The following is a 21599-nucleotide window of genomic DNA, read 5'->3' as shown; positions in this document are numbered from 1 at the left end:
TTGTTTGTTGTCGAATGAATTTGCTTACCGGTACATTTTTGCTCAGCGCTGCCTAGAGAGTTTCTGCTCTAAAGCGAACTTTGTATGTCAATGCATCGGATATGACTGTAAAAACCGATTTTCTTTCGCCACAGGCACTGAGAACGCATCGTGTCCGCAGGAGCGCCGAGGCTGTGGCAACACCGCCGCCCTGCCGTTGTGCTGGTCAAGCATGACGTCGATGAAGCGTTGCTGCTCGCGGAGCGTGATCGTGCTCGCTAGGGGCCGGATCTCACCGGATATTCCTATCATGCTGGGTACCGGTGACGGGCTGGCAGACAGCGTCGTCGTGACCTCGGAAGAAGCGGCACCGCATCTCCCATTTGAAAGCCATCCCGCGTTAAGCCTTAGCCCCGTTCCTGAATGGACTGCCAGGAGTCGTCGATGACCGCCCGCGCTTCAGTCGTCGCGTTCGAAGAGAGCGCCCGAGCCACCCCACGCGCATATTCACCGGCGCGCATACTCAAATCCGACGATGAAGCGCTGCGCACCGCGCGAGCGCTCGCCGAGCGCTTCGCGCTCGACGCGTCGCGCCGCGATAGCGAACGCATCCTGCCTTTCGCCGAGCTCGATGCCTGCTCTGGTGCGGGACTGTGGGCCATGACGGTGCCGCGCGAATACGGGGGGGCACAAGTTTCCTACTCGACCGTCGCGCGCGTATTCGCGATCCTCGCGGAAGCCGACCCGTCGATCGCGCAGATCCAGCAGAACCATAACAGCGCGGTATTCTGGATCTGGAAAACCGGTAACGCGCAACAGCGGTCGTTCTTTCTCGGCGAGATTCTGGGCGGTGCTCGCTTTGGCAATGCGAATGTCGACGTCGGGGCACGGCAACCCAGCGGCTGCGCGATGACCATCACACCGGAGCAAGACGGCTTCCGCTTGTCCGGCACCAAACTCTATTCGACCGGCGCGCTATTCGCCGACTATGTGTCGACCATCGGCCAAGACCAGGAAGGGCGTCGCACTGTGGCGGTGGTCCCGGCCGGTCACCCAGGCATGAAGATCATCGACGACTGGCAAAGCTTCGGGCAGAAAATCACGGCAAGCGGAACTGTGATTTTCGACGACGTGTGGGTGCCCGCGCTCAACGTGCTACCGATTCACCAAAGCTACGCGCACTGGCCGCAAAACGCGGTCACACAGATCAGCCATGTCGGCATCGACGCGGGCATTGCGCGCGCCGCGATCGACGCGACGATCGCCTTTATTCGCGAACGCGACGCGGCTTCGTCGTCGAGCGCCATCTCGCCCCTCGGCGCCGATCCCTATGTGATCCATCAGCTTGGCGAATTGACGACGCGTCTGCACGCGGCCGAAGCGATGATGGAACGCGCCGGTCGCGAGATCGATCGCTGTCTCGCCGATATTGGGCCGGACTCGATTGCGGCCGCGTCGATCGCCGTAGCGCAAGCCAAGGCATTGACTACCGAAATCGCGATCGAAGCGAGCAGCAAGCTGTTCGAATTGGCCGGAACCCGCTCGACGCATCCGACATTCAATCTCGACCGGCACTGGCGCAACGCGCGAGTTCACACCGTGCATGATCCGGTGCGCTGGAAATACGCCGCTGTTGGCAACTTCTATCTCAACGGCGTGCGTCCTTCACCCAACGGTCAGACCTGAAACCCACGTGCGCGCTTGCGACGCGCGTGATCTACTGCGTTGACGCGATTTCCGATGGCTTGCACCCAGGTGTGATCCGGACGCCTGGCGCCAACCACGATGCAAGATAGCCGAGCGCTTGAAATAACAAGCGCCTTTTACGTCAAACGGCACGGACAATAACTGTGACCCAATCCATTCTCGCCTCTCAGCCGCAAGCGTCGGCGCAATCATCGGACAGCACGCGCGACGCCACTGCCTTCGTGCCGGTGCGCTCGCCCGTGGAATTCAACGATAGTCCGGTTGCCCGCGCTCTCGAGCAGCCGTTGCTGCTCGGCCTATTCCTGCCGATTCAGGCAGGTGGCTGGAGCGCCTCGACGTTGCCCCGCACCACCGACTGGAACTTCGACTACAACCTGGCGCTCGTGCAAAAGGCCGAGAGCCTCGGCTTCGATCTGGTGTTCGCGCTGTCCCAGTGGCTGCCGAAGGGCGGCTATGGTGGCGTCTTCAACGGTCAGGCCCTCGACTCGTTCATGTCGCTTGCAGCGATGACCGCGCGCACCGAACGCATCATTCTTGTTGCTACCAGCCACGTGCTTTATGGCCCGTGGCATCCGTTGCACTTCGCGAAGTTCTCCGCGACGCTCGATCACATTTCAAAGGGGCGCTGGGGCATCAATGTCGTGACCGGCCATCGCGCGGTCGAACACGAAATGTTCGGTTGGCAGCGCATCGAACATGACCGCCGCTATGAACTGGCGGGCGAGTTTCTCGACGCGGTGCAACAGCTATGGTCACAACCGGAGAACTTCAGCTTCGTGCCCGAGCTGTCGAGCTGGAAGCTCGACAAGGCGTTCGTGACCCCAAAGCCGCAATACGGGCGCCCGCTGCTCGTGAATGCGACGGGATCTGGCGCTGGGATCGACTTCGCCGCGCGTTACTCGGACGTCGTGTTCATCACCAGCCCCGCTGGCTCAGAAATCGAAGCGGCGCTGGCGGCGTTGCCGCCCCACACGGCGCGCGTGAAGGCGACCGCCGCGAAGTACGGACGCAAAGTCCGCACTCTGATCAACCCGATGGTGATTTGCCGCGAGACCGAAGCCGAAGCACTCGCTTATCGCGACGCGATCGTCGCGCATGGCGACGAAGGGAGCTTCCATCGCTTCGATAGTGACGCCCACGCGTGGCGAGGCAATGCCGAGCAACGAAACCAGGCGGCCGCCCGGGCAGTCGGCGGCAACATCTCGATCGTAGGCGCGCCGCAGCAGATTGCCGAATACATCGTGCGCCTGCATCACGCGGGTATCGACGGCGTGCAGTTGAGCTTCTTCGACTTCCAGCCGGACCTCGAATTCTTCGGCGCGCGCGTGCTGCCGCTACTACGGGAAGCGGGCCTGCGCCTCTAACTGGCCACATCTACCAACTCAAAGGTGATTGAATGAGCCGACTCTGGTACACCCGCTGCCCTGCCCCCACGCCGTTCGGCATAACCGTACAGAAAGGCTGGCTCGAACAGGAATTCGCCGCCGACGGCATCGACGTGAAGGCGCTCCAGGACGCCGACGACGCCACCGTGCGGCGCTCGCACTTCACGCACACGCAGCCATGGTCGTTTCGGCAGGGTGGCAATATTCCGGCGCTATGGGCGCGTTCGCAAGGCAGCGAAACACGACTGATCGGGCTGAGCTGGGTGGATGAATTCCAGGCGCTGATCACGCTCGACCGGCAACTCGATGCCAGCGCGGAAGCGCTGGCAGGATGCCGCTTCGGCTTTCCGCTCAATGCACGCGCAAGCGTGGTCGACTTCCATCGAGCGACTGCCTTGCGTGGCTTCACGTCATTGCTCGGCGCGCTTGGCCTGCAACTCGAAGACGTCGATCTGGTCGACCTCCCGCATACGCCGCGCGGCCTCGAAGACGCCAAGCCTGCTGCCGACGCCCCGCTCGCTGACTGGCTGGACGCGCAGCGCTCTCACGAATTCGCCCGCGAAGCCGAAGCACTGCTGCGCGGCGAGGCCGACGTCGTGTTCGTCAAAGGCGCGACCGGGCTCGACATCGCAAACCTGCTGAACGCGAAGGTCCTGATCGATATCAGCGCCCAGCCTAATCGGCTGCTGCACGCGAACAATGGTACGCCGCGGCCGTTGACCGTCGACGCGCAACTGCTGCGCGAGCGCCCCGATCTGGTCGAGCGGGTGCTGGCCCGCACGCTCGACACCGGCGACTGGGCGCAACGCCATGCGGGCGACATCGCGCACTACGTGGCGCGCGAAACGCGCAGTGCGGAACATTGGGTCGAGCGAGCCTATCCGGGCGGACTGCATCGGCAATTGAGCATCGGACTCGATCCGCAAGCGTTGGCGGCGCTCGCCGACTTCAAGCAGTTCCTGTTCAAGTGGGGATTCATTCCAACGGACTTCGATTTCGACGAATGGGTCGAACCCGCGCCGCTGCGTGCCGCACTCGCGCGCCGTGACGCGACTATGCGCGCCACGGTCTGAGCCCGTTGCGGCTTTCTTCCCTTTTCTCTTCTCGCACAACCATACGATGGCATACGTCACATCGCAGGCGGCGCCGCGCCGGGGCGGTGCGCGCCTTGTCAATGGCGCGCTCGGATTCGCGGCCGCGCTGCTGGTCGCTCTCTCTGTTTGTCACGCTCACGCCCAAACGCGCGGCGGCACACTCAATTTCGTCGTCACGCCGGAGCCCACCGCTCTCGTCGATCTCGCGACTACCGCGACCAATGTGCTGAAGGTCAGCCCAAAAGTCGTCGAAGGTCTGCTCGAATACGACTTCAGGTTGCAGCCGAAAGCTTCGCTCGCGACGTCGTGGGAAGTCAGCGACGACAGCCGCAAATACGTTTTTCGTTTGCGTCACGACGTGAAATGGCACGACGGTCAGCCTTTCACGTCCGCCGATGTCGCGTATTCGATCCAGACGCTCAGGCAAGTCCACCCGCGCGCCAAAACCACCTTCGCGAACGTCACCGCTGTGACGACGCCGGACCCGTATACAGTCGTCGTCACGCTGTCGAAGTCCGCGCCGTATCTGATCAAGGCGTTCTCGTCGTCGGAAACGCCGATCGTGCCGAAACACATTTACGAAGGCACCGACCCGCTGACCAACCCAGCCAATAACGCGCCGATCGGCACGGGCCCCTTTCGCTTCGTCAAATGGGTGCGCGGCAGCTACGTCGAATATGCACGCAACGACGACTACTGGGACAAGGGCAAGCCCCTGCTCGACAAGATCGTCGTCAAGGTCATCACCGATCCGGCCGCGCGCACTGTCGCGTTCGAAGACGGCTCGGTCGACCTGAGCGGCGACACGCCCGTGCCGCTGTCCGATATCGAGCGGCTGAAAAGCAATCCGAAGCTCGCGCTCGACCAGCGCGGCTATGAGTTCCAGGCTGGTGTGACGCGCATCGAGTTCAATCTCGACAACCCTGTACTGAAGAACCTCGCAGTGCGTCAGGCGATTGCGTCGGCGCTCGATCGCGACGTGATCCGCAAGGTAATCTTCTACGGCTATGCGACGCCGCTCGCCAGTCCGATCATTCCGACGAGCCCCTACTACGACCCGGCACCTACGCCGTATCCGTTCAACGTGGAGCGCGCCAACGCGCTGCTCGACGAAGCCGGCTATCCGCGCAAGGCGGACGGTACGCGTTTCGCGCTGACCGTCGACCCGCTGCCGATCGGCGATCTGCCCACGCGCACCGCCGCTTATGTGAAATCCGCGCTGGCGCGGGTCGGCATTGCGGTCACCGTGCGCAGCCAGGATTTGCCCGCGTATCTGAAACGTATCTATACCGACCGCGACTTCGACTTTTCGATCAACGGCATGAGCAACCTGTTCGATCCGGTGGTCGGAGTAGCGCGGCTCTATACGAGCAACAACTTCCGGCGCGGCGTGCCGTTCACGAACGGTTCGCACTATAGCAACCCACAGATCGACCTGCTGTTCACGCAGGTCGCCGAGGAAACCGATGAAAGCAGACGCAAGCAGCTCTTCTCGCAGATTCAGCGCATTCTCGAACACGATCTTCCGGACATCAACCTGGTGTCGCCGCAATACCTGACCGTGTACTCGCGCGCGGTCCATAACCATACGACGGGCCCTGACGGAGTATCGGCGAGTTTCGCCGACGTCTGGCTGCAACGCTAAAACGCATTCGACTCAAACTCTCACGGAATTCGACACTCATGGAATACAGACAACTCGGTCGCAGCGGCATCAAGGTCTCGACACTGACTCTGGGCACGATGATGTTCGGCGGCCCCACGGACGAGGCCACCGCTGCACGTATCATCGAACAGGCGCTGGAACAGGGTGTCAATTCGATCGACACCGCCGACGTCTACGTCAAAGGCGAGTCGGAACGCGTGGTCGGCCGCGCGATTTCCGCGCAGCGCGAGCGCTGGGTGCTGGCGACCAAATTCGCCAATCCGCTCGATGAGCGCGACGTCAATGCGCGAGGTGCGTCGCGCAAACATATCGTGCGCGCCGTCGATGCGAGCCTACAGCGGCTCGGCACCGACTACATCGACCTGCTGTACATCCATCGCGAAGATCATCAGACGCCGGTCGAAGAAACCGTGCGCGCGCTCAACGAGCTGATCCGCGCTGGCAAGCTGCGCTACTACGGACTGTCCAATCATCGCGCGTGGAAGATCGCCGAGTTCAGCCATACCGCCCAGGCGCTCGGACTCGACGCGCCTATCGCAAGCCAGCCGCTCTACAACATCGCGAACCGCCAGGCCGAAGCCGAGCAACTGACGGCGGCGCATCGTTACGGGCTCGGCGTCATTTCGTATAGCCCGCTCGCGCGCGGCGTGCTGACGGGCAAATACGAACCGGGCGCCACGCCCGGCGCCGACACCCGCGCGGGGCGTAGCGACCGGCGCTTGCAGCAGACCGAGTGGCGTCCAGAATCGCTCGAACTGGCGCGGCGCGTGCGTGAGCATGCTCAGGCTCGCGGTCTTTCTGCCGGTCAATTCGCGCTCGCGTGGGTGCTCAATAGCCACTACATCAGTTCGACGATCGCCGGGCCTCGCACCGAAGCGCAGTGGCAGGACTATCTGCCCGCGCTCGCCTACCGCCTGAACGCTGAAGATGAAGCGTTCGTCGATTCGCTCGTGACGAGCGGACATCCGTCCACGCCGGGTTTCAACGATCCGGGGCATCCATTCTTTGGTCGCCGCGTGCGCCATGGCGCGGTCCAACCCGTCCAGACGCCGCTTCAACAGGGTTAGCCATGCGCTTAGATCGCCGGCATTTCATCCAGAGCTCACTGGCGCTTCTGTCCGCCGGCGCGCTGGACTCCTCGGTGCGCCTCGCACATGCGGGCAGCGCCGCTGCTTCGTCGAGCGCGCTTGCCGGAGCCAACGCCGCCCCCGTACAGGGCGGCACGCTGACCTACGCAGTGCAACAGGAACCGCCGTCGTTGGTTTCGCTGCTCGACACCAACACGGTGATCCGCAACATCAGCGCCAAAATCACCGAGGGACTCTTGCGCTATGACGCGCAGTTCAGGCCGCAGCCGTTGCTTGCCATCGCGTGGAGCACGAGTGCCGACGGTCTGCACTATACGTTCAGGCTGCGGCCCGGCGTGAAGTGGCACGACGGCGAGAACTTCACATCGGCCGACGTGCGTTACTCGATCCTCACGCAAAAACGTCTCGGTCCGCGCGGGCGCATCACGCTCGCGAACGTCGAACGCGTCGACACGCCCGATCCGTTGACGGCAGTGATCGTACTCGGCAAACCAACGCCGTATCTGATCAAGGCTTTGTCGTCGGCGGAATTGCCGATCGTGCCGCAGCATCGCTATGGCGACGGCGATCCGCTCACGAGCCCCAATCTGAGCGCGCCGATCGGCACCGGTCCGTTCGTGTTCGATCAGTGGGTGCGCGGCAGTCACATCAGCCTGCGCAGAAATGCGAACTACTGGCGCGCGGGGGCGCCGCATCTCGACCGTGTGGTCTATCGGATCGTGCCCGACCAGGCATCCATCTCGGCCGCGCTCGAAACGGGCGAAGTCGACGCCGCGGCCAATGTCGGTCTGGCCGATCTCGGGCGGCTCGCGAAAGTGCCGTATCTGAAAATCGACGACAGCTACGACGCGTACCTGAACAACGCGGCTTTCCTCGAGTTCAACCTGGAAAATCCGGTGCTTGCGCAGCTTCCGGTTCGCAAGGCAATCGCGCATGCGATCGATCGGAACTTCATCAAGGACAACGTGTTCTACCGGCGCGCGAGCGTGGTCGACTCGCCGGTGCCAGCCGTATTGGCGGCCTACTACGACGACAGCACGTTCCACTATCCGTTCGACATCGACGCCGCGAACCGTCAGCTCGACGCTGCGGGTTATCCAAAGCAGGCGGACGGTCAACGCTTCGCGCTGAAGATCAACTACATCAGCGGCGCGGATTTTCGGCGCGCGGCGGAGTATCTGCGCGCCGCGTTGGCGCGCATCGGCATCAAGGCGACGATTCTCGACGGCGATCTGCCAACCTATTTGCGCCGCGCGTACACGGCGCGCGAATTCGATTTGAACCTGAATGGTCTCGGCCGGTTGTATGACCCGACCGTCGGCGTGCAGCGCATCTACTGGTCGGACGGCGTCCGGCATCCGCTGATCTGGATCAACGCGTCGCATTATCAGAACCCGCAAGTGGACGAGTTGTTTCGCGCGGCCGCGATCGAAACCGACGAGACAAGGCGCGCGGCCGCGTTCAGGGAAGTCCAGCAGATCGTCGGCCGCGACCTGCCGGTGCTGCCGCTCGTTACGGTGCCCTCGGCATTGCAGGTGTATCACGCGCGCGTGCACAACCTGAACAACAGTATTGACCTGACCGCCGGCGATTTCTCCGACACCTGGATCGAACCGAAAACCTGACAAACCGAGAAGGGCCTCGAACAATGAGCACACCAGAACTGGACGACCCGAAATCCGCGCTACTGAATGCGTTGACCTTTGCGAGCGCGAAGCAACAGGCCGACGCGCTGGCCGAGGGCCGCGTTTCCGCGGTCGATCTGCTGGAACACAGCCTCGCTCGCATCGCGCGCTTCGATGACATATTGAACGCCGTGGTCGCGCGTGACTTCGACGCAGCGCGCAACGCCGCCCGCGAAGCCGACGCGGCGCTTACGCGTGGCGAGCGACGGCCGCTGCTCGGCGTGCCGATTACAGTGAAGGAATCGTTCGATGTTGCCGGGCTAGTTACTAGTGTCGGCAACCCGTCCTACGCGGATAATCGCGCGGAACGCGATTCGCTCGCCGTCGCCGCGTTGCGTGAAGCGGGCGCGGTGATCATTGGCAAGACCAACGTGCCGCTCGGTCTCGCGGATCTGCAAAGCTATAACGAAGTCTACGGGCTGACGCGCAATCCGTGGGATCTGGAAACGACGCCCGGGGGATCGTCGGGCGGCTCGGCGGCGGCGCTCGCGGCCGGCTATGTCGCCCTCGAACTGGGCTCGGATATCGGCGGCTCGATTCGCATTCCCGCGCACTTCACCGGCGTGTTTGGCCATAAGCCGAGCTACGGCCTCGTGTCGCTCACCGGCAGCGGTGTGCCGAGAGGACGTGCGTCCGCACGCGATCTCAGCGTGGCGGGCCCGCTCGCGCGCAGCGCGGCTGATCTCGAACTCGCACTGGATCTTCTGCTCAACCGCGATCCGCTGACGTCCAAGGCATGGCGCGCCACGTTGCCACCTGCGCGCCACACACGGCTCGCCGAGTTCCGGGTGCTCGTGCTCGACACATGGCCGGGCACGCAACGCAGCCTGTCCGAGCGCCTCGTGATCGAGCGCGTGGTCGAGCGGTTGCGCACGCAGGGCGTGTACGTAAGCCGCCCTGCCGATCTGCCGCAGGGGCTCCTACCCGATCTGGTGCGTGCGCATGCGCTGTACCGGACGCTGCTCGGCTCGTCGCTCGCCGAACCGCCTGTGCCGAGCGAAGCGGCTCGACAACGCCTCGCGGCGCTCGCCCCCGCTGACGAGAGCGCCGACGCCGCGTGGCTGAGCGCGCCATACCTCGCGCACCGCGACTGGCTCAAAGCCGACGAGCAACGCCATGCATTGCGTCACCAGTGGGAGCGGCTTTTCAAAGCATTCGACGTGATCGTCACGCCGGTCGCTCCGGTCGCCGCGTTCCGTCACAACCATCAGGAGCCGAAAGACGAGCGCACCTATCCGGTCGCCTTCGACGACGGCGTGCGGGACGTGCGCTTCCTCGATTTCTTTCATTGGGCGGGTCTGCCCGTGCTGCCGGGGTTGCCGGCCACCAGCTTTCCGCTCGGTCTCGACGACGACGGCTTGCCCGTCAGTGCGCAAGCCGTTGGCCCGTGGCTCGAAGACCGTACGCCGATCGCGTTCGCGCATTTGCTCGAACAAGCGTATGGCGGTTTTGTCGTGCCGCCCGGATATGGGGCGTAGGCCGTCCCCATCGTGCGACGGGTGAGGTCAAGCCGCCCGCGCGTCGTCGAAGGCCTTGCCCGGAATCGCGTCGAGCAGCGTACGGGTGTAGGGATGCTGCGGCGCACGCCAGATATCGCGGTGGTCTCCGCTTTCGACGATCCGACCCGCCTGCATCACATGCACACGGTCGGCGATGTAGCGCACCACGGACAGGTCATGCGAAATGAACAGATACGCGAGCCCGAGGTCGCGCTTTAGATCGACCAGCAGATTGAGAATCTGCGCCTGAATCGACACGTCGAGCGCGGAAACGGGTTCGTCGCAGATCAGCAGATCCGGTTCGAGGACCAGTGCCCGCGCAATGCCGATGCGTTGTCGCTGCCCGCCGGAGAATTCGTGCGGATAGCGGCCGAGCGCCGAACTGGGCAAGCCGACGCGGTCCAGCATCGCGGCGATGCGTGTGCGGCGCTGCTGGGCGTTACCGATCCGATTCACCACGAGCACGGTGTCGAGAATCTCGGCCACGGTGCGGCGCGGATTGATCGACGAATACGGGTCCTGAAACACCATTTGCACATGGCGTCTCAACGGCCGCAACTCGCGTTCACCCAGCGGCGCGAGATCAGTGCCTCGCAAGCGGATTGCGCCCGCGGCAGCGGGCACGAGCCGCAGGATCGCTTTGGACAGCGTCGATTTCCCACAGCCGGATTCGCCCACCAGGCCGACCGTCTCGCCGCGCGCGATCGTCAGCGACACGCCATCGACCGCGTGCAGCGCGGGTTGGCCGCGCCGCTGCGGATAGTCGACGCGCAGGTCCTGCAATTCGAGCAACGGCGTGGCGCTCACTGCATCGCCTTCCGATGACGCATTGCTGTGCGCGTCCGCTCTGACATCCGCCACATGGAGCCCGAGGCGCGGCGAGCGCGGCAGCACGGTGAAGGAAGGCTCGCCGTCTTCGGCGATGCCATGACGGATTTCCGGCAGCTTCCAGCCGCGATAGTGCAGATCGTCCGCGAGATTCAGCGACGCGCCCAGCAGACCGCGCGTGTAAGGATGCTGCGGCTGCGTGAAGAGTCGCGCGACCGGCGCTTCTTCGACCTTCTCCCCCGCCAGCATCACGGCCACGCGATCCGCATGCTTCGCGACGACGCCCAGGTCGTGCGTGATCAGCAGCAAGGACATCGACAGCTCACGACGCAAACCGTCGAGCAGCTCGAGAATGTGCGCCTGAATCGTGACGTCGAGCGCCGTGGTCGGCTCATCCGCGATCAGCAGACGCGGGCGGCAGGCCACCGCCATCGCGATCATCACCCGCTGCCGCTGCCCGCCGGACAACTCGTGCGGATAATCGAATACCCGGCGTTGCGGCTCGGGGATCTGCACGAGTTCGAGCAGTTCGACAGCGCGCTTTGACGCCGCCGCCTTCGACAGATCTTCATGCTGACGCAAGGTCTCGACGATCTGCGCGCCAATCGACAGCACCGGATTGAGCGACGTCATCGGCTCCTGGAAAATCATCGAAATCTGCTGGCCGCGGACCTGGCGGATTTCGCGCGGCGACAGGTCGAGCAGCTCATGGCCATCGAAGCGCAAGCTACCCGTCACGCGTCCCGGCGCGGGCACGAGACGCATCAGCGACAGCGCCGTTGCCGATTTGCCGCAACCGGATTCGCCGACGAGCGCCAGCGTCTCCCCTTGCGCGATGTCGAAACTCAGGCCGCGCACGGCTTCGTGCGTGCCGAAACTGACGCGCAGATCGCGTACTTCAAGCAGGTTTGCCACAGAGCGTCCTCGATTACATTGTGAGCCGCGTGAGCCGCGGGCTCTTCAAGCTCGTTCCCGCAGGCGCGGATTGAGGGCATCGTTCAGACCGTCGCCGAGCAGGTTCAGCGCGAGCACCGCGAGCACGATGGCGGCACCTGGCACGGCCGTCAGATACCAGGCGGTACGCAACGAGTCACGGCCCGCGCCGATCATGCCGCCCCAGCTGACCACGTTCGGGTCTCCCATGCCGAGAAACGACAGGGACGACTCGATCAGGATCGCACTCGCCACCATCACGGACGCGGTCACGATCACCGGTGGCAACGCGTTCGGCAGAATCTCGCCGAATATGATGCGAGCGTTGCTGAAGCCCTGGCTTCGCGCGGCAAGCACGAAATCGGAACGGCGCAGGCTGCGAAATTCCGCCCGCACGATCCGCGCGACGGTGGGCCATGACGCAATGCCGATCGCCAGCGCGATGATCGTCACGCTGGGATGCCCAATCGCAACGATCACGATGACCAGCAGAAAAGACGGTATGGTTTGAAAGAGTTCGGTGATGCGCACCAGCACATCGTCGATCACCCCGCCGAAGAAGCCTCCCGTCGCACCGACCAGCGTGCCGATCACGAGCCCGATGCTGGCCGCGCTTGCGCCAATCAGCAGCGACACGCGCGCGCCGTGCGCAATGCCGGCAGCCACGTCGCGTCCGAGCGAATCCGTGCCGAGCCAGTATTGCGGATCGGTACCCGGCCATACGAACGGCGCCGCCACCATGTCGAGCGGATCGCCCGGAAACAGATGTCCCGCGCCCAGCGCAAGCGCGATGAACGCCGCGAGCAGCACGAGCCCCGTGAGCGCCGAGCGATTGCGCAGCAGCGCGCGCCACGCGCCGAGCCCTGCCGCGCCGCGTGGAGCGGGGTTCGTGGCAGTCGCCGCGCCGTCGCGCCGGAAACCGAAAAGCGCGCCGCCAAGCTGACGCCGCCATGTGGAAGCACGGGGTTCGGGCGGCGTGGAAACCAGATTGGAGGAGTCGGAAGCCATGTATGCCTCTGGAGAGAAATCGCCGGCGCGTGCGATCACGCGACGCGCGGATCGAGCCACGCCTGCAAAAGATCGACCAGCACATTCGCCAGGATCACGAGCATCGACGACAGCAGCAGCACGCCGAGCAGCACGCTGAAATCACGCGCCATCACCGCATCGAGCGCGAGGCGGCCCAGTCCAGGCCAACTGAACACCGTTTCGGTCACCGCGGCGCCACCCAGCAAGGTGCCAAAGTGAATGCCGACCATCGTTGTCAGCGGCATCAGCGCGTTGCGCAGGACATGCCGCACCGTCACACGCCACGGATGCAAGCCCTTAGCCTGCGCGGTACGCACGAAGTCCTGGCGCTGCACTTCGAGCATCGCCGCGCGCGTAAGCCGTGCGTAGATCGCGATGAAGAACGTCGCCAGAGTCGCGGCAGGCAGCAGCACGTGCTTCAGTGCATCGATCACGTAGGCGGCGCCGTGAAGCTGCGCGCCGAGCGTAATATTGCCGCCGCTCGGCAACCAGCCCAGATGCACCGAGAACAGCACGATCGCGAGCAGACCGATCCAGAAGCCGGGTGTCGAGTAGAACAGCATGGCCACGACGGACAGCACGCGATCGGGCCACCTGCCAGCCCAATGCGCCATCACCACGCCGAGCACTACGCCCACGACGATCGCGACCGATAGCGCGACGCCCATCAGCAGCAGCGTATTGGGCAGGCGCGAGAGGATCAGTTGCATTACCGGCATGTCGTAGCGCGGCGAATAGCCGAGGCTGAAGTGCGACAGATGAGCGAGGTACGACCACAACTGGTGCAGCACCGGTTGATCGAGGCCGAACTTCGCGCGCAATACCTGCATCGTTTCCACCGTCGCCGAGCCGGCTTCGCCGGCCAGCACATCCGCGGCGTCGCCCGGCATCAGCTTCAGAAGGAAAAAGTTCAGGATCACGATACCGATCACCGTCGGTAGCGCCTGCCACGCGGTGCGCCGCGCGATCGCGGCAAAACGCAAACCCCTGCTCATCGTGTCGCTCCTGTCATGCGCTCAGATAGACGTCGGCCAGATTGCCTTCGAGGCCTTGCGCGGACACGGTGTGGTTGTGAACGCGCCGGTTCGCGAGCGTGACCATGCGAGGTGCGACGAGGTTGAGAATCGGCAGCTCGCGATAGACGATCTGCTGGAATTGTTGATAAAGCGCGACGCGTTTGCTTTCGTCGGTTTCGATCGCGGCGCTCTCGAGCAGGCGGTCGACCTCGGCATTGCTGTAATGCGGCGCGTTCGAGAACGGCACGCCCGGCCGAATGTTCTGCGACCAGTAGAGACGCTGCACGCCGACGCTCGGATCGAATAGCGTATTCACGCCGAGGCTGGTGAAATCGAACTGTCGGTCGGCATACACGCGCTTCAGGAAAGCGGGCAAGTCCTGAGAGCGCACCGTCACGTCGATCCCCACGCGAGAGAGCGCCGATTTCACGTAATCCGCCTGGCGGCGGTACATGTCGCCGTACGGCAGGAAATCATGCGTGAGACCGAAGCGCACGCCGCCCGACTTGCGCGGATAACCGGCCGCGTCGAGCAGCTTTTCGGCGGCGGCGGTATCGAACGGGTACGGTGCGAGTTTGCCGTCGTGGTAGGGCGAGCCCGGCGTGATCGGTGTCGGCGACAAGTCGGCGTAGCCATACGCGACCGTGCGCAGCACCACTTGCGGATTGATCGCATGCGCGATCGCCTGGCGCACCCGCAGGTCGCTGAGGATCGGATGTTGCAGATTGAAGTCGATCTCGGACAGCGGTTCGAGGAACCGATAGCCGCGCGTTTCGACAACCAGCTGCGGTAATTGAGTGAGGCGCGGCAAATCGGTGAGCGGTACGGGATTTTCGCCGCCCAGATCGAGCGCGCCTGTCTCGAACGCGGCGGATCGCGCGGCGGCGTCGGGAATCACCTTCAGTACGAGACTGTCGATGTACGGTTTGCCGGCATCCCAGTAGTCCGGATTGCGTTCATAGACGATGTTGGCTCCGCGCGTCCACGACTTGAAGCGAAACGGCCCGGTACCGATTGGCGCGTTATTGTGCGGGTTGGACAGCGGATCGCCCGACGCATAAAGATGCTTTGGAACGATTGGGGATTCACCGGCCGATAGTGCCTTCAACAGATAGGGCGCCGGCTTCGACAATTCGATCACCGCCGTGCGGGCGTCCGGCGTCGATACGCGCGTGACATTGGCGAAAGTGCTGCGTCCGCGCGGATGCACCGTCTTCAACAATTCGATCGAGAACGCTACGTCCGTCGACGTGAATGGCTGCCCGTCATGCCATTTGACGTTCTCGCGCAGTGTGAAGCTGTACTTCAAGCCGTCAGGACTGACTGCCCATGCGGTTGCCAATTGCGGCCGTGGACGCAGATCGAAGTCGTATGCGAGCAAGCCTTCGAGCACCTTGGAGCTCGCGACCAGAGCGGGCCCGGTGGTCTGAAAGATCGACACCAGCACCGGCGGTTCCGGATTGATCAGCATATTCAGCGTGCCGCCCCGCTTCGGCACCGATGCTGCGCTGCCTTGTGCGAACACGCGTGCCGGCATGCCGGCGGCCGCGAGAGCAGCGCCCGAGGAAATCAGAAAGTCGCGTCGATTCAGCCGTGCCATGTAATTCATATCCTGGTGCTTCGGCCGAGTCATGTTGGCCGCGTCAAAGTACCGAGCGGCTTGCCGCTCGTGCAGCGCTTACGATAAAGCCGCAGTCGCAGTAAAAGAACCAATCGTTCGGCATATGCAAAGCACGCCGCCGAAGAAAGACGGATTCCTCATCGAGCAGTCCGATCGCATCTTGCGCGACGGAGCCTAATCCAGTTGCGGCGCTATGCAATCGACAATCCATTACTAGCGTTTTGGCGGCAGGCTTCGCATACTCGGACCACCCTACTGTGGACCTCGCTCGTCATGTCTCTTTCAATCGACCACATCGTGATCCGCGTGCAGGATCTCGAACAGACCATCGCCGATTTCACTACGCTTGGCTTCACCGTGCAACGCGGCGGCACGCACGCCGACGGCGCCACACATAACGCGCTGATCGGTTTCGCCGATGGCAGCTACGTCGAGCTCATCGCCTTTTTGCGCGACGCACCGGAGCATCGCTGGTGGGACGCTAGCCGTCGCATAGGAGATGGATTCGTCGACTACGCGCTGCTGCCGCAATCGGTTGCCAGCACCATCGCCGCGGCACGCGAACGAGGTCTCTCTTACGACGGCCCCCTTGCCGGCGGACGTCTGCGGCCCGATGGCGAGCGCCTCGAATGGCAGATCGGCAAGCCGTCGAGCGCGGATCTGCCGTTCCTGTGCGGCGACGTGACGCCACGCCACCTGCGCGTGGCCGAAGGCGACGTTCGCCATCATGCGAATGGGGCGCACGGCGTCGCGAACATTACGCTCGCGGTGCACGACCTGGATGCGAGCCTCGCACGATATCGCGCGCTGCTCGGAGAACCCGACGTGCAGCGCGCGCCGCTGCCTGGTTACGACGTCGCATTGGCGATCCTGTCGCTTGGCGCGACGACGCTCACGCTTGCAAGCCCGACCCGCGAAACGCGCCCGCCAGCTGAAGGTCTTGCCGCTGACATTCGGCACCACCTCGCCTCGCGCGGCGAAGGAGTTTTCGCGGTCGCCCTGGAGACGTACGTCGATGGCGCCGCGCGGCGCCTCGAGCGTACGCTCGCCCATGGCGCCATCATCGAACTGGTAGCAAACCCGTCGATCCGACGCGATCGATAGCGTCGCGCGGCGAGCGAAACACCAGGCGATCCGCCGCCGTTCACGACGCCGTCTGCGCCGCCAGCGATCCGCCGAGATAAGCGTCGCGGATGCGCTGGTCGCCGAGCAATTCGCTCGCGGTGCCGGACAACACCACACGCCCCGTCTGCAACACGTAGCCGCGATGCGCGATCTGCAGCGCGAGGCTCGCGTTCTGCTCGACCATGAAGAACGTGATGCCCTGCTGGTTGACGGTCTGAATCAGGTCGAGCACCTTGTCGACGTAAAGCGGCGACAGGCCCATCGTCGGCTCGTCCATGCAGACCAGCGCGGGACGGCTCATCAACGCGCGCGCCATCGCCAGCATCTGCTGTTCGCCGCCCGAAAGCGTGCCGGCTCGCTGCGTCAATCGTTCTTTGACGCGCGGAAAAAGTTCGAGCATGCGCTCATAGTCTTCGCTAATGCCTGCGCGGTCGTTGCGCGTGAACGCGCCCATCAACAGGTTCTCGCGCACCGTCATGTCGCCGAAAAGCCGCCGGGCCTCCGGCACCGAAGCGATGCCTCGCCGCACAACCTGCGAAGTCGGCAGACCGTTCAACGGCTTACCGTCGAAGCTGATGGTGCCGGCTCGCGGTTTGTGCAGTCCAAGAATCACCTTCATCGCCGTCGATTTGCCGCTCGCATTGCCGCCCAGCAGGCTGACGATCTCGCCGCGCCCGACGCTGAGATTCACGCCGAAGTGCACCTGAATCTGTCCGTAGAAAGTGTCGATCTGTTCAAGTTGCAGCAACGGCTCGGTCATGGCGGCTTGTGCGGAGGCTAATGGGTTCGGCGCAACCAGATGCAGATTTGATGTCGTCATGCAGCCGCCGTTTCGTTACGGCCGGCTGCCGCGCCGACCTGACGGTGCCCAAGGTAGGCCTCGATCACGGCGGGGTCGTCGCGCACCTCGGCCGGCAGCCCGGAAGCGATCTTGCGGCCGTCTTCGAGCACGAGCACGCGATCGGAAAGCTGCATCACGAGGTCGAGCTTGTGTTCGATCAGCAGGATCGTGAGGCCGTCGCGCTTGAGTTCGAGTATCAGTTCGAGCATTTCGGCGGTTTCGGACTCGTTCATGCCGGCGGTCGGTTCGTCGAGCAGCAGAATTCGCGGACGCAGCGCGAGCGCGCGCGCAATCTCGACGCGTCGGCGGTTCGCATAGGACAGGCTGTGCGCCGGCTGGTCGATACGTGGCAAGAGGCGCGTACCGAAGCGCGCAAGAAGCGTTGTCACCTCCTCGCGAAGAGCGGCGTTTTCGCGGCGTACCGATGCGGGACGGGCCAGCGCGCGCAGCACTTCCGCGAACGCCCCGACCACGGGCCAGCCGCGACGGGTCATTGCAAGCCGCGCGTGCGCGCCGATCAGCACGTTATCGAGCACGCTCAGATTGCCGAATACCCGTCCATGCTGGAACGTGCGCGCGACGCCGCGCGCGGCAAGTTGCTCGGGCGCCATGCCGGTCACGTCTTCGCCGGCGAATCTCACTTCGCCGGCGTCCGGCGCGTCGATGCCGGTCAGCAGATTGAACAGCGTGGATTTGCCGGCGCCGTTCGGACCGATCACGCTCACGCATTCGCCGCGCGCAACCGACAGGCTCACCTCGTCGACAGCCACGAGACCGCCGAAACGGCGCGTGACGCGCCGCACGTCGAACAGGATATCCGCGCCGCGTGGCAAAGAAGATGTCATGGTCGTCTCCGTCATACCGAACCGAACAGCCCTTGCGGCCGGAAGCGCACGAGTAGCAGCAAAATCATGCCGTAAATCAGCATCCGGTAGTCGGCGGCAAAACGGAACAGTTCGGGCAGGCTGATCAGCGCCACCGCACCGGCCACCGCGCCGATCACGCTGCCGAGACCGCCGAGAATCACCATCGTCAGCGCGAGAATCGACACTTGCGAGTCGAAGGTCTGATAGTTGATGTAGCTGTACAGGTGCGCCGCGATGCCGCCGCCGATGCCGGCCGCGAGACCGCCGCAGGCGAACGCGATCGCCTTGTAGCGATTGGGGCGGATGCCATAAGCGCGCGCTGCCACGTCGTCCTCGCGGATCGCGCGCCACGTGCGGCCCAGGTGCGAGTGCAGGAGCCGCGCCTGCAGCAGTGCGAGCAGCACGAGCACCGCGAGCGTGAACCAGTAGACGGCGCGCACGCCCGTCAACTGCCAGCCGAACAGCGACAGCGGGGCAATGCCGGTGATGCCCACCGGGCCGCGCGTCAGGCTGTCCCAGTTGAGCACCACGAGGCCGATGATTTCGCCGATGCCAAGCGTCGCAATCGACACATAGTGGCCGCGCAGCCTGAACGACGGGTAAATCAGCACCGTGCCAATCGCCGCGGTGATGAGGCCGGCGAGCGGAATCGTCAAAGCTGGCGACCAGCCCAGATTGACGGACAGCAGCGCCGACGCATAAGCGCCGATCAGCAGCAGCGCCGCATGCCCTAATGAAATCTGCCCGACCGTGCCCGCGACGAGCGTCAGACTGAGCGCCAGCAGCCCATAGATCCAGCCGTTGGTCAGCGTCTGCAACACGTACGACGACGGCACGACGAGCGGCAGCACGAATGCGAGCGCCACCAATGCCACGATCGTGCGACGCGGTACGTGCAGCGCGCGGCGGTTCGACAGAAACGTGCCGGTCAGCGGCTCGGGCGGCAACCGGCGGTTCGCGCTGAAGAGACCGTTGGGCCGCCACACGAGAAACACCAGCAGCAGCACGAACGCGAAGAGGTCGCGATAGCTGGTGCCGAACAACGCGACCCCGTAGCTCTCGACGAGACCGAGCAGCAAGCTGCCGGCAATCGCGCCGGGCACGTTCCCCAGGCCACCGATCAGCAAGGCGACGACGCCTTTCAACGTCGCCTGAAAGCCCATCGCCGGATCGATGCTGTTGTAGTACATGCCGACGAGCAAGCCGCTCAGGCCGCCGAGTCCGCAGGCGATCGCAAACACGGCCTGATTCACGGCATTCACGTTGACACCCATCTGCTGCGCGGCATCGCGATCCTGCGCGGTCGCGCGCACCGCCCAGCCGAGCCGCGTGAAGCGCAGGAACAGGTAAAGCACACCCGCCGCGCCGATGCCGATTGCCGCAATCAGCAGATCGAGCGAGCCAATGGAGGCCCCGCCGATCGACAGCGTCCAGTCGGGCAGCGAACTCGGCACCGGACGCGGGTCGGGCCCGAACACGATCTGCGCGAGCTGATCGAGCACGAAGCTGATACCGATGGTGGCAAGCAACGGCGCGATACGGGCCGCGCCCTGCAGCGGCCTCAGGCCGATCCGCTCGATCAGGATGCCGAGCAGCGCGCAGCCCGCGACGGTCGCGAGCAGCGCCACGGGCAGCGGCAAGCCGAGGCGCGTCAGACACAGCCAGCCGATGAAGCCGCCCACCATATACACGGAGCCGTGAGCGAAATTGATCAGATGCGACACGCCGAAGATCAGCGCGAGGCCGACCGCGAGCAGCGCATAGATATTGCCGACGATCAGTCCGTTGATCGTGTAGTCGAACCATGCAGTCATGGCGTATGCACGGCGCTCGCGCCATCCCACAGAGCGAATTTGCCGTCCTTCACGACGAGCTCGAGATTCTTCGCGCCTGCCACGCGGCGCGTCTGCGGATCGAACTTGAACTTGCCGAAAATCACGCTCGGCACGTCGTTGATCTTCGCAAAGCCGTCGTGCACGGCCGCGCGATCCGCACCGTAGCGGCGAATCACTTCGGCCGACAGGATCATCGCGTCGTATGCGCGCGCGGCGAAGGTGTCCGGATCGGCGCCGTATCTGGCGCGGTAGCGCTGCACGAAGCTTTGCACTTCCGGACGCGGATCGCCGGGGAAGAAGTTCGATTCGGTGTAGACGCCGTTCACCGCTGGGCCGCCAAGATCGAGGAATTTCGGTGAATACACCGAGCCGACCGCCGCGATCGGCGTGCTCACACCGGCCGCTCGCGCCTGGCGAACGATCTGGGCACCGTCGGAATAGTAGGAGATCAGCACGATTGAGTCGGGCTGTTCGCTTCGCACGCGCGTGAGCGTCGCGCGAAAGTCCTTCTCGTTCGGTTGATACGCTTCGGCCGCGACGACCTGCGCGCCGTCGGCGGTCGCGGCCTTCGCGAAGATGTCCTTGCTGGTGCGGCCCCAGTCCGTGTTCAGATAGAGCACGGCGATCTTCCTGAAGCCGAGTCCTTTGGTCACATAGTGCGCGAGCAGCGGCTGTTCCTCGGCCTGGCTGATCGCGGTACTCCACATATAGTCGCCACCCTTCGTGAAGTCGGGATGCGAATTCGTGAAACCGAATTGCACGAGACCCGCGCGCTGATACACCGGCGACGCGGCCATCGACGCACCGCTCGACAGATCCCCCAGTTCCAGCAGGATGCGTTTGTCGTCGGCGAACTTCTGTGCGATGGCTACAGCCTGACGCGGATCGCTGCGGCTATCCTCGAACTCATAGCCGAGCGGATGGCCGTTGATACCGCCGTTGCCGTTGATCTGATCGAGCGCGAGATCGAAGCCGCGCTTCCATTGTTCGCCGTACTGCGCATCCTGGCCGCTCAGCGGTCCGGTCACGCCGACCCAGTAAGGATCGGCCGCGTGCGCCATGGGCATCACGCCGCAGGTTGCAAGCGCCAGCGCGCCGGCCAGGTGAAGCAGTTTGCGGGTCGCGCCACGCTTGTTGTTCCACAGAATCGCCATACAGGTCTCACGCATTCGAATTGAGTGAGGCCATGTAACCATGTCGCGCGGACGCAGGCCAACGAAGATACGCGACAAAGCTTATTCCGTTGTATCGGCAAAGCTTTTGAAGACGAATGCTGAAGCACTTTGCAAGGGTTAGCTGGACAGCACGTGACTCCGAAAACGCCTTGTTTCAAACGCTTTTTCGCGAGCGAGGATCGTAGCGAACCGACCGATACGGACCACCTAGGCGGCGGCGAACCGTA

16 protein-coding genes are annotated in these 21599 nt (G+C 64.0%); 8 read left to right on the top strand and 8 right to left on the bottom strand.

The genetic code is table 11. The features are described 5' to 3' along the window. Positions 1–423: 423 nt before the first annotated feature. The 7 genes from GCT19_RS25250 (at position 424) to GCT19_RS25220 (ending at position 10082) form a co-directional block, all read left to right on the top strand. A complete protein-coding gene (locus GCT19_RS25250) occupies positions 424–1665 on the top strand; it encodes an SfnB family sulfur acquisition oxidoreductase (RefSeq protein ID WP_152853446.1) in 1242 nt (413 codons plus the stop codon). A gap of 176 nt (positions 1666–1841) precedes the next feature. After that, on the top strand, positions 1842–3050 hold the full coding sequence (locus GCT19_RS25245) for an LLM class flavin-dependent oxidoreductase (protein ID WP_408582395.1): 1209 nt from the start codon (positions 1842–1844) through the stop codon (positions 3048–3050). A gap of 32 nt (positions 3051–3082) precedes the next feature. Further along, entirely contained in the window at positions 3083–4144 is a 1062-nt protein-coding gene (locus GCT19_RS25240) for an ABC transporter substrate-binding protein (RefSeq protein WP_152853445.1), read from the top strand. A 46-nt stretch (positions 4145–4190) separates the two neighbouring features. Next, complete coding sequence (locus tag GCT19_RS25235) at positions 4191–5810, top strand: ABC transporter substrate-binding protein (RefSeq protein WP_152853444.1); 1620 nt, start codon at positions 4191–4193, stop codon at positions 5808–5810. Between the two features lie 38 nt (positions 5811–5848). After that, positions 5849–6898: an aldo/keto reductase gene (locus tag GCT19_RS25230; RefSeq protein WP_018436402.1), complete on the top strand. Its 1050-nt coding sequence runs from the start codon at positions 5849–5851 to the stop codon at positions 6896–6898. A gap of 2 nt (positions 6899–6900) precedes the next feature. Next, on the top strand, positions 6901–8544 hold the full coding sequence (locus tag GCT19_RS25225; RefSeq protein ID WP_018436401.1) for an ABC transporter substrate-binding protein: 1644 nt from the start codon (positions 6901–6903) through the stop codon (positions 8542–8544). Positions 8545–8567: 23 nt separating this feature from the next. Beyond that, a complete protein-coding gene (locus GCT19_RS25220) occupies positions 8568–10082 on the top strand; it encodes an amidase (protein WP_152853443.1) in 1515 nt (504 codons plus the stop codon). A gap of 27 nt (positions 10083–10109) precedes the next feature. Here GCT19_RS25220 and GCT19_RS25215 read toward each other — a convergent pair whose 3' ends face one another. The 4 genes from GCT19_RS25215 to GCT19_RS25200 are packed head-to-tail and all read right to left on the bottom strand — an operon-like array spanning position 10110 to position 15509. Further along, positions 10110–11846: an ABC transporter ATP-binding protein gene (locus tag GCT19_RS25215; protein ID WP_321576870.1), complete on the bottom strand. Its 1737-nt coding sequence runs from the start codon at positions 11844–11846 to the stop codon at positions 10110–10112. Between the two features lie 45 nt (positions 11847–11891). Then, a complete protein-coding gene (locus GCT19_RS25210) occupies positions 11892–12872 on the bottom strand; it encodes an ABC transporter permease (RefSeq protein ID WP_152853442.1) in 981 nt (326 codons plus the stop codon). Positions 12873–12907: 35 nt separating this feature from the next. After that, the gene (locus GCT19_RS25205) at positions 12908–13888 is read right to left on the bottom strand and encodes an ABC transporter permease (RefSeq protein ID WP_018436397.1); all 981 of its coding nucleotides are present in this window, start codon (positions 13886–13888) and stop codon (positions 12908–12910) included. 13 nt (positions 13889–13901) lie between these two features. Then, complete coding sequence (locus GCT19_RS25200; protein WP_152853441.1) at positions 13902–15509, bottom strand: ABC transporter substrate-binding protein; 1608 nt, start codon at positions 15507–15509, stop codon at positions 13902–13904. Positions 15510–15803: 294 nt separating this feature from the next. Between GCT19_RS25200 and GCT19_RS25195 the strand changes: the two genes are divergently transcribed. Beyond that, positions 15804–16634 (top strand): VOC family protein, encoded by an 831-nt coding sequence (locus tag GCT19_RS25195; protein WP_152853440.1) that lies wholly within the window; start codon positions 15804–15806, stop codon positions 16632–16634. Positions 16635–16674: 40 nt separating this feature from the next. On the opposite strand, the gene GCT19_RS25190 is transcribed toward GCT19_RS25195, so the two are convergent. The 4 genes from GCT19_RS25190 to GCT19_RS25175 are packed head-to-tail and all read right to left on the bottom strand — an operon-like array spanning position 16675 to position 21351. Further along, a complete protein-coding gene (locus GCT19_RS25190) occupies positions 16675–17475 on the bottom strand; it encodes an ABC transporter ATP-binding protein (RefSeq protein WP_051106761.1) in 801 nt (266 codons plus the stop codon). Then, positions 17472–18341: an ABC transporter ATP-binding protein gene (locus GCT19_RS25185; RefSeq protein WP_152853439.1), complete on the bottom strand. Its 870-nt coding sequence runs from the start codon at positions 18339–18341 to the stop codon at positions 17472–17474. Before GCT19_RS25185 ends, GCT19_RS25190 begins: the two co-directional genes overlap by 4 nt. An 11-nt stretch (positions 18342–18352) precedes the next feature. Further along, the gene (locus GCT19_RS25180) at positions 18353–20176 is read right to left on the bottom strand and encodes an ABC transporter permease (RefSeq protein ID WP_152853438.1); all 1824 of its coding nucleotides are present in this window, start codon (positions 20174–20176) and stop codon (positions 18353–18355) included. Then, entirely contained in the window at positions 20173–21351 is a 1179-nt protein-coding gene (locus tag GCT19_RS25175) for an ABC transporter substrate-binding protein (RefSeq protein ID WP_152853437.1), read from the bottom strand. The genes GCT19_RS25180 and GCT19_RS25175 overlap by 4 nt, the downstream gene beginning before the upstream one ends. Positions 21352–21599 lie beyond the last annotated feature (248 nt).

Source organism: Paraburkholderia atlantica (assembly GCF_009362785.1).
GTDB lineage: Bacteria > Pseudomonadota > Gammaproteobacteria > Burkholderiales > Burkholderiaceae > Paraburkholderia > Paraburkholderia atlantica.
This window is presented reverse-complemented; position numbering and strand designations above follow the sequence as displayed.

What these genes read in the sequence shown, in the direction of transcription:
- GCT19_RS25175 (WP_152853437.1), bottom strand. Translation starts at nt 21,351, where the DNA reads ATGGCGATTCTGTGGAACAACAAGCGTGGCGCGACCCGCAAACTGCTT.
- GCT19_RS25185 (WP_152853439.1), bottom strand. Translation starts at nt 18,341, where the DNA reads ATGACATCTTCTTTGCCACGCGGCGCGGATATCCTGTTCGACGTGCGG.
- GCT19_RS25240 (WP_152853445.1), top strand. Translation starts at nt 3,083, where the DNA reads ATGAGCCGACTCTGGTACACCCGCTGCCCTGCCCCCACGCCGTTCGGC.
- GCT19_RS25180 (WP_152853438.1), bottom strand. Translation starts at nt 20,176, where the DNA reads ATGACTGCATGGTTCGACTACACGATCAACGGACTGATCGTCGGCAAT.
- GCT19_RS25225 (WP_018436401.1), top strand. Translation starts at nt 6,901, where the DNA reads ATGCGCTTAGATCGCCGGCATTTCATCCAGAGCTCACTGGCGCTTCTG.
- GCT19_RS25190 (WP_051106761.1), bottom strand. Translation starts at nt 17,475, where the DNA reads ATGACGACATCAAATCTGCATCTGGTTGCGCCGAACCCATTAGCCTCC.
- GCT19_RS25200 (WP_152853441.1), bottom strand. Translation starts at nt 15,509, where the DNA reads ATGGCACGGCTGAATCGACGCGACTTTCTGATTTCCTCGGGCGCTGCT.
- GCT19_RS25210 (WP_152853442.1), bottom strand. Translation starts at nt 12,872, where the DNA reads ATGGCTTCCGACTCCTCCAATCTGGTTTCCACGCCGCCCGAACCCCGT.
- GCT19_RS25250 (WP_152853446.1), top strand. Translation starts at nt 424, where the DNA reads ATGACCGCCCGCGCTTCAGTCGTCGCGTTCGAAGAGAGCGCCCGAGCC.
- GCT19_RS25195 (WP_152853440.1), top strand. Translation starts at nt 15,804, where the DNA reads ATGTCTCTTTCAATCGACCACATCGTGATCCGCGTGCAGGATCTCGAA.
- GCT19_RS25220 (WP_152853443.1), top strand. Translation starts at nt 8,568, where the DNA reads ATGAGCACACCAGAACTGGACGACCCGAAATCCGCGCTACTGAATGCG.
- GCT19_RS25205 (WP_018436397.1), bottom strand. Translation starts at nt 13,888, where the DNA reads ATGAGCAGGGGTTTGCGTTTTGCCGCGATCGCGCGGCGCACCGCGTGG.
- GCT19_RS25230 (WP_018436402.1), top strand. Translation starts at nt 5,849, where the DNA reads ATGGAATACAGACAACTCGGTCGCAGCGGCATCAAGGTCTCGACACTG.
- GCT19_RS25235 (WP_152853444.1), top strand. Translation starts at nt 4,191, where the DNA reads ATGGCATACGTCACATCGCAGGCGGCGCCGCGCCGGGGCGGTGCGCGC.